Source organism: Marivita sp., assembly GCF_017643905.1.
Lineage (GTDB): Bacteria > Pseudomonadota > Alphaproteobacteria > Rhodobacterales > Rhodobacteraceae > Marivita.
This window is the reverse complement of record NZ_JAEPMO010000196.1, coordinates 1-6,380: the sequence shown is the minus strand read 5'-3', so window position 1 is coordinate 6,380 and position 6,380 is coordinate 1. Positions and strand designations below refer to the sequence as shown.

Sequence of the window (6,380 nt, the reverse complement as noted above, 5' to 3'; positions counted from 1 at the left end):
GCCACCCACAGACGGATCGGTCGATACCGAAAACGGGTTCGACATGACGTGGGAAATCGCAGCCGAGTCGCGCAAACACGTCGCCGCCATCGCCGAAGCGCTCAAGTCCGACGACGCGCTGATCCTCGCCACCGACCCTGACCGCGAAGGCGAAGCGATCTCGTGGCACCTGAAAGAGGCGCTGACCAAACGCCGGTCGATCAAGGCCAGCACCGACGTCAAACGCGTCACCTTCAACGCCATCACTAAGGCTGCCGTGACCGAAGCCATGGCCAACCCGCGTGATATCGATATTCCGCTGGTGGATGCATACTTGGCGCGCCGCGCGCTCGATTACCTTGTTGGGTTCAACTTGTCGCCGGTGCTCTGGCGCAAACTGCCCGGTGCCCGCAGCGCCGGGCGCGTGCAATCGGTCTGCCTGCGTCTCATCGTCGAACGCGAGATGGAAATCGAGGCATTCCGTGCCCGTGAATACTGGTCGGTCAAGGCGCTGCTTTCGACCCCGCGCGGTCAGGAGTACGAGGCCCGGCTGACCGTTCTGGCGGGCAAGAAGCTGGATCGCTACGACCTTGAAAACGAAACTCAGGCCGAACTGGCAGTTCAGGCGATCACCAGCCGCGATCTCACCGTCCAGTCGGTCGAGGCGAAACCCGCTTCCCGCAACCCGTCCGCACCCTTCATGACCTCCACACTGCAGCAAGAGGCCAGCCGCAAATTCGGCATGGGTGCGCGCCAGTGCATGAACGCGGCGCAACGGCTCTACGAGGCGGGTCACATCACCTATATGCGGACCGACGGCATCGACATGGCACCGGAAGCTGTCGATCAGGCGCGCGCCGCGATCAAGGATCGCTATGGTGCCGAGTATGTCCCCGCGCAGGCCCGTATCTACAAGAACAAGGCCAAGAACGCGCAAGAGGCGCATGAATGCATCCGTCCGACAGACATGACCAAGGACGCCGCCAGCCTCAAGATCAGCGAAGCAGATCAGCGCAAGCTCTATGACCTGATCTGGAAACGCACCCTCGCTTGCCAGATGGAATCGGCGCGGCTCGAACGCACCACGGTCGATGTGGGCAGCGCAGATGGACAGGTCGTGTTGCGCGCCACCGGACAGGTCGTTCTGTTCGATGGCTTCCTGCGCGTCTACGAAGAAGGCCGAGACGATGCTGTGGTCGATGACGAAGACAAGCGCCTGCCGCAGATCATGCAGGGCGAAAAGGCCGAAAAGCGCAGCATCACGCCCGATCAGCACTTCACCCAGCCGCCGCCCCGCTACACCGAGGCGACGTTGGTCAAGCGGATGGAAGAGCTTGGGATCGGACGCCCGTCGACCTATGCCAGCATCATCACGACGATCCAGGACCGCGAATATGTCCGCAAGGAACAGAACCGCCTGATCCCCGAGGACAAGGGCCGGATCGTGACGATCTTCCTGCTCAATTTCTTCAAGCGCTACGTGGAATACGATTTCACGGCCGCGCTGGAAAACGAACTGGATGATGTGAGCGCGGGAGAGAAGGACTACAAGGAACTGCTCAAGCGGTTCTGGCGTGACTTTTCGGCAGCCATTTCCGAAACGTCCGATCTGCGCATCACCGAAGTGCTGGATGTTCTGGACAAGGCGCTTGCGCCGCAACTCTACCCGCCCCGCGACGATGGCAGCGATCCGCGCGTCTGCCCGAAATGCGGGCTGGGTCAGTTGCACCTCAAGACATCGCGCACAGGCGGCTTTGTTGGTTGTGGCAATTATCCCGAATGTACCTATACCCGCCCCATTGCAGGTGAAGGTGCCGAAGGGGACGAGCGTATGCTCGGCGAACATCAGGGCGAAGAGGTCTGGCTGAAATCCGGCCGGTTCGGCCCTTACGTCCAGCAAGGCGAAGCGACGCCGGAAAACAAGAAACCGCCGCGAGCCAGCCTGCCCAAGGCCAAGGGCGATTTCCTGCCCGGCTGGTCGCCCGATGATATGACCCTGGAAAAGGCCGTGACGCTGCTGACCTTGCCGCGCGTGGTCGGCATGCATCCCGATGGCGGAGAGGTGAAATCCAACCTCGGACGGTTCGGACCGTTTATCATGCACCAGCTGCCTGATGAGACGAAACCGATCTACGTGAACCTCAAGGACTTCCAGGACGTGTTCGAGATCGGGATGAACCGCGCTGTCGAGCTACTGGCTGAGAAACGCACAAATCCCGGCCGCGGCCGCGGATCGGCGGCAAAGCCGCTCAAGGAACTAGGCGAACATCCGCAGGAGGGCGGTCAGATCGCGGTTATGGAAGGCCGCTATGGCCCCTATGTGAAATGGGAAAAGGTCAATGCAACCCTGCCCAAGGATGTCGAACCCGATGCCGTTACCATCGAGATGGCTCTTGCGCTGATCGCGGAGAAATCCTCGAAGACAGGCAGCAAGAAAAAGGCACCGGCAAAGAAACCGGCGGCCAAGAAAAAGGCGGCAGCCAAGAAATCCTGAGACATGTGGATCGTGTCGTCGTGCGGAGCCAATGTCACGTTGAAACACAGCAATTTTGCACATGATGCGCGCAGTTGACACAGGCCGTCGGCTGCCCGGACATCGTTGACTCGGGTGCGCTGACGCGCCAAAACAGCGGTGCGTTGAACAACAGGGGATTTTCGCGATGCAAAAGGTCTATGGATCAGCAACCGAGGCGCTTGAGGGCGTTTTGAAGGACGGAATGCTGATCGCGGCTGGCGGCTTTGGTCTGAGCGGCATTCCCGAATTGTTGCTCAGTGCGATCCGCGACAGCGGTGTCAAGGACCTGACCTTCGCGTCCAACAATGCAGGCGTTGATGATTTCGGCATCGGCATTCTGCTTCAGACCCGTCAGGTGAGGAAGATGATCAGTTCCTATGTCGGCGAGAACGCGGAATTCATGCGCCAGTATCTGTCCGGTGAACTGGAACTGGAATTCAATCCGCAAGGCACGCTGGCAGAGCGGATGCGCGCTGGCGGTGCCGGTATTCCCGGATTCTACACGAAGACCGGCGTCGGAACGGTGATCGCGGAAGGCAAGGAACACAAGGAATTTAACGGTCAGACCTACATCCTCGAAGAGGGGATCTTTGCTGACCTGTCGATCGTCAAAGCCTGGAAAGCAGACACCACCGGGAACGCGGTTTTCCGCAAGACGGGCCGTAACTTCAACCCGCCTGCTGCGATGTGCGGCAAGGTCTGCATCATGGAAGTCGAAGAAATCGTCCAGCCGGGCGAGCTTGACCCCGACCACATCCATCTGCCGGGTATCTATGTGCATCGCATCATCCAGGGCGAGCATGAAAAGCGCATCGAACAGCGGACAACCCGTCCAAGACCCGCAGCCTAAGACAGGAAACGATACGAAACGCCGTGGAACGATCTGTTGAGAAACCAAAACTGACCTCTGTCCTGGACGACAGCCAGGCTCTGGCTGGCTTTTCCCGGCTGAGCGTCGCAATGGTGATCACCAATCCGAATTCCGACGACAATCCGATCGTCTACATCAACGATGCGTTCGAACGGACCACAGGCTATCAGCGGTCGCGCGTGATTGGTCGTAACTGCCGTTTCTTGCAGGGACCGGACACCGACCCGAAAGCGGTGCAGATGATCCGCAACGCCATCGAGGCCGGTGAGGATGTCAGCGTCGACATCCTGAATTACCGCGCCACGGGTGAAGCGTTCATGAACCGCTTGTTGATTGCACCGATCAGTGATGGTTTGGGCAAACCGGTCTATTTCCTTGGTATTCAGAAGGAACTGCGCGACGACGAAAAGGACCGTGCGTCCGAAGCGACGCGCCTGCACCTCGACACCGTGTGTTCGCGGGTCGGTGAGGACCTTGGATTGATCGTCAATTCGCTGGTGGACAATGCGGAAGCAGACGGTGCTCTCTCGCCAGAGGCTCGAAAACGCCAATTGCGGATGTTGGACGTGCTGCCACGACGGCTGGAATGCCTGCAATTCGTCTATGAAGAGATGAAGCTCGCTGATGAGCAATGGAACCGCGACGGGATCGACCTTGGGTCGCTGCTGTCCCGCATTTCACACACCATCGCCCATAACGAAGGCCGCCCCGGCGTGCGCTTTGTGTCTCTGGTCGAACCGTTGGAGGTGAATCTCGACGCCGCGATTCGCATCGCGCTGATCACCTTCGAACTTGTGTCGAACGCGTTTCAACATGCCTTTGACGGTTTGGATCAGGGCTATCTGGAATTGCGCGTCAATCGCCTTGCTGCGGGCGGGTTGCGCATGACCATCTCGGATGACGGGGTGGGCATCCCGCGCAAGATGTCCTTTCCATCAATCAATTCCGTCGGTGGGCGACTGGTGTCCTCCCTGCTGGTAGGATTGGATGGCACGCTCAATGTCGTGCGCGGCGCGGCAGGTACAGTGATCATGATCGACGTCCCGGTCGGTTTCACGGATTTCAAGGGATAAAGCCGCAGTACGCGGCGTTCACGGCAAACAAAGGAAAGACCACTATGGCATGGGATCGCAACCAGATGGCTGCTCGCGCGGCGCAGGAATTGCAGGACGGCATGTATGTCAATCTTGGCATCGGCATCCCGACGCTCGTGTCAAACTACATCCCCGACGGCATGACTGTGACGCTTCAGTCCGAGAACGGAATGCTGGGCATGGGTCCGTTCCCCTATGAGGGTGAGGAAGACCCGGACCTGATCAACGCGGGCAAGCAGACGATCACCGAACTGCCCCACACCAGCTATTTCGACAGCGCCACCTCTTTCGGCATGATCCGCGGCGGCAAGATTGCCATGGCGATCCTGGGCGCTATGGAAGTGGACGAAAAAGGCGATCTCGCGAACTGGATGATCCCGGGCAAGCTCGTGAAGGGCATGGGCGGCGCGATGGACCTCGTTGCAGGTGTTGGCCGTGTCGTGGTGGTGATGGATCACACCAACAAACATGGCGACAGCAAGGTGCTCAAGGAATGCACTCTGCCGCTGACCGGTGCAGGCGTGGTGGACCGGATCATCACCAATCTGGGTGTGTTTGACGTGGTCGACGAGGGCGGTCTGAAAATCGTCGAAACCGCGGATGGCGTGACCGAGGATGAACTGCGGGCCGCTACCGAAGCCACCATCGTCTGAGGCGGGACCGAATTTTCAAAAATTCGGGCGCAATCCTTCGAAGGATTGCGCCCTTTTTCGTCAAAGGCAGCGCTGGCTTTGACCTTTGGCCTTGGGGGTTTCACCCCCAAACCCCCAGCATATTTGGAAAAACAAGAAGCAGGGGGCGGGGTCAAAGACCTTCGAATGCGCAGAGCGCGTGCACGTCCATCCCCATTGCCTCAAGCTTTTTGCGGCCGCCAAGATCGGGCAGGTCGATGATGAAGGCGCAGCCGATCACCGCTCCGCCCAGCCGTTCGATCAGTTTCAGCCCCGCCTCTGCCGTGCCGCCCGTGGCCAGCAGATCATCGACCAGAAGGATCTTCTCGCCCGGTTGAATGGCGTCGTCGTGGATTTCCACAACCGCCTCCCCATATTCGAGCGTGTATTCCTCCGAGATCACCGCGCCCGGCAGTTTGCCCTTCTTTCGGACAGGTACAAAGCCGACGGATAATTGGTGCGCAATCGCGCCGCCGAGGATGAAGCCGCGTGCTTCCAGCCCCACCACCTTGTCGAACCGGACCCCGGCATAAGGGTGAAGCAACTGGTCGATGGCCATGCGGAACCCACGCGCATCGGCGAAAAGTGTGGTGACATCGCGGAACATGATCCCTTCATGCGGGAAGTCGACGATGGTGCGGATGTAGTCTTTGACGGTCTTGGTGTTTTTGCTCATGTCGGTCTCAGTTGCTGCGACGGGCGAGGGCGGTCAGCGCCCCCATGGCGATCAGGGCGGCCCCTCCGGCACGGGTCAGCCAGCCGATGACGCTCTCGCGCCCGATCCAGCCGCGCAGACGGTCGGCGGCCAGCGCATAGGCGAAGGCGTTTAATGCGGCCAGCGTGACGAAGGTGGCGATGAGGATGGCGAATTGCGGCAGGAGCGGCGCGCTGGGCGTGATGAACTGTGGCACAAAGGCGATGAAGAAGGCGATGGATTTCGGGTTCAACGCTGTGACGAGGGCGGCATGGGCGAAGACCGAGCGCGCCTCGACGGTTTGTGCTGTTATTGGAAGGGCGGCGCTGGGCGCAGAGCGCAGTAGCTTGATGCCAAGCCAGACGAGGTAGATGGCACCCACCCATTTCAGCACGGTGAAGAGCGTGGCCGAGGCCAGCACCAGCGCGCCCAGCCCGGCGAGCGAGAGGCTCATGGCGATGAAATCGCCCAAGGCGACACCGCTGGCCGAGGCGATGGCCACGCGCTTGCCCTGGCTCAGCGCGTAGGACAGCACCAGCAGAACGGTCGGTCCGGG

Annotated in this window: 6 protein-coding genes; 4 read left to right on the top strand and 2 right to left on the bottom strand. The window is 60.1% G+C overall.

Annotated features, from left to right (window positions below; genetic code table 11):
• From topA to JJ869_RS21100, 4 genes are all read left to right on the top strand, one after another.
• Window positions 1-2,473 (top strand): type I DNA topoisomerase (gene topA / locus JJ869_RS21115; RefSeq protein WP_292270420.1); only part of this gene is annotated, 2,473 nt, incomplete at its 5' end.
• 166 nt (window positions 2,474-2,639) lie between these two features.
• A complete protein-coding gene (locus tag JJ869_RS21110; protein WP_292270415.1) occupies window positions 2,640-3,344 on the top strand; it encodes a CoA transferase subunit A in 705 nt (234 codons plus the stop codon).
• A gap of 23 nt (window positions 3,345-3,367) precedes the next feature.
• Window positions 3,368-4,438, top strand: coding sequence for a PAS domain-containing protein (locus JJ869_RS21105; RefSeq protein ID WP_292270413.1), 1,071 nt, complete (start codon window positions 3,368-3,370; stop codon window positions 4,436-4,438).
• Between the two features lie 44 nt (window positions 4,439-4,482).
• Window positions 4,483-5,112 (top strand): CoA transferase subunit B, encoded by a 630-nt coding sequence (locus JJ869_RS21100; protein ID WP_292270411.1) that lies wholly within the window; start codon window positions 4,483-4,485, stop codon window positions 5,110-5,112.
• Window positions 5,113-5,263: 151 nt separating this feature from the next.
• Here JJ869_RS21100 and JJ869_RS21095 read toward each other — a convergent pair whose 3' ends face one another.
• Window positions 5,264-5,806: an adenine phosphoribosyltransferase gene (locus tag JJ869_RS21095; protein ID WP_292270408.1), complete on the bottom strand. Its 543-nt coding sequence runs from the start codon at window positions 5,804-5,806 to the stop codon at window positions 5,264-5,266.
• Between the two features lie 7 nt (window positions 5,807-5,813).
• On the bottom strand, window positions 5,814-6,380 hold a 567-nt coding region (locus tag JJ869_RS21090), incomplete at its 5' end, for a LysE family transporter (RefSeq protein WP_292270407.1).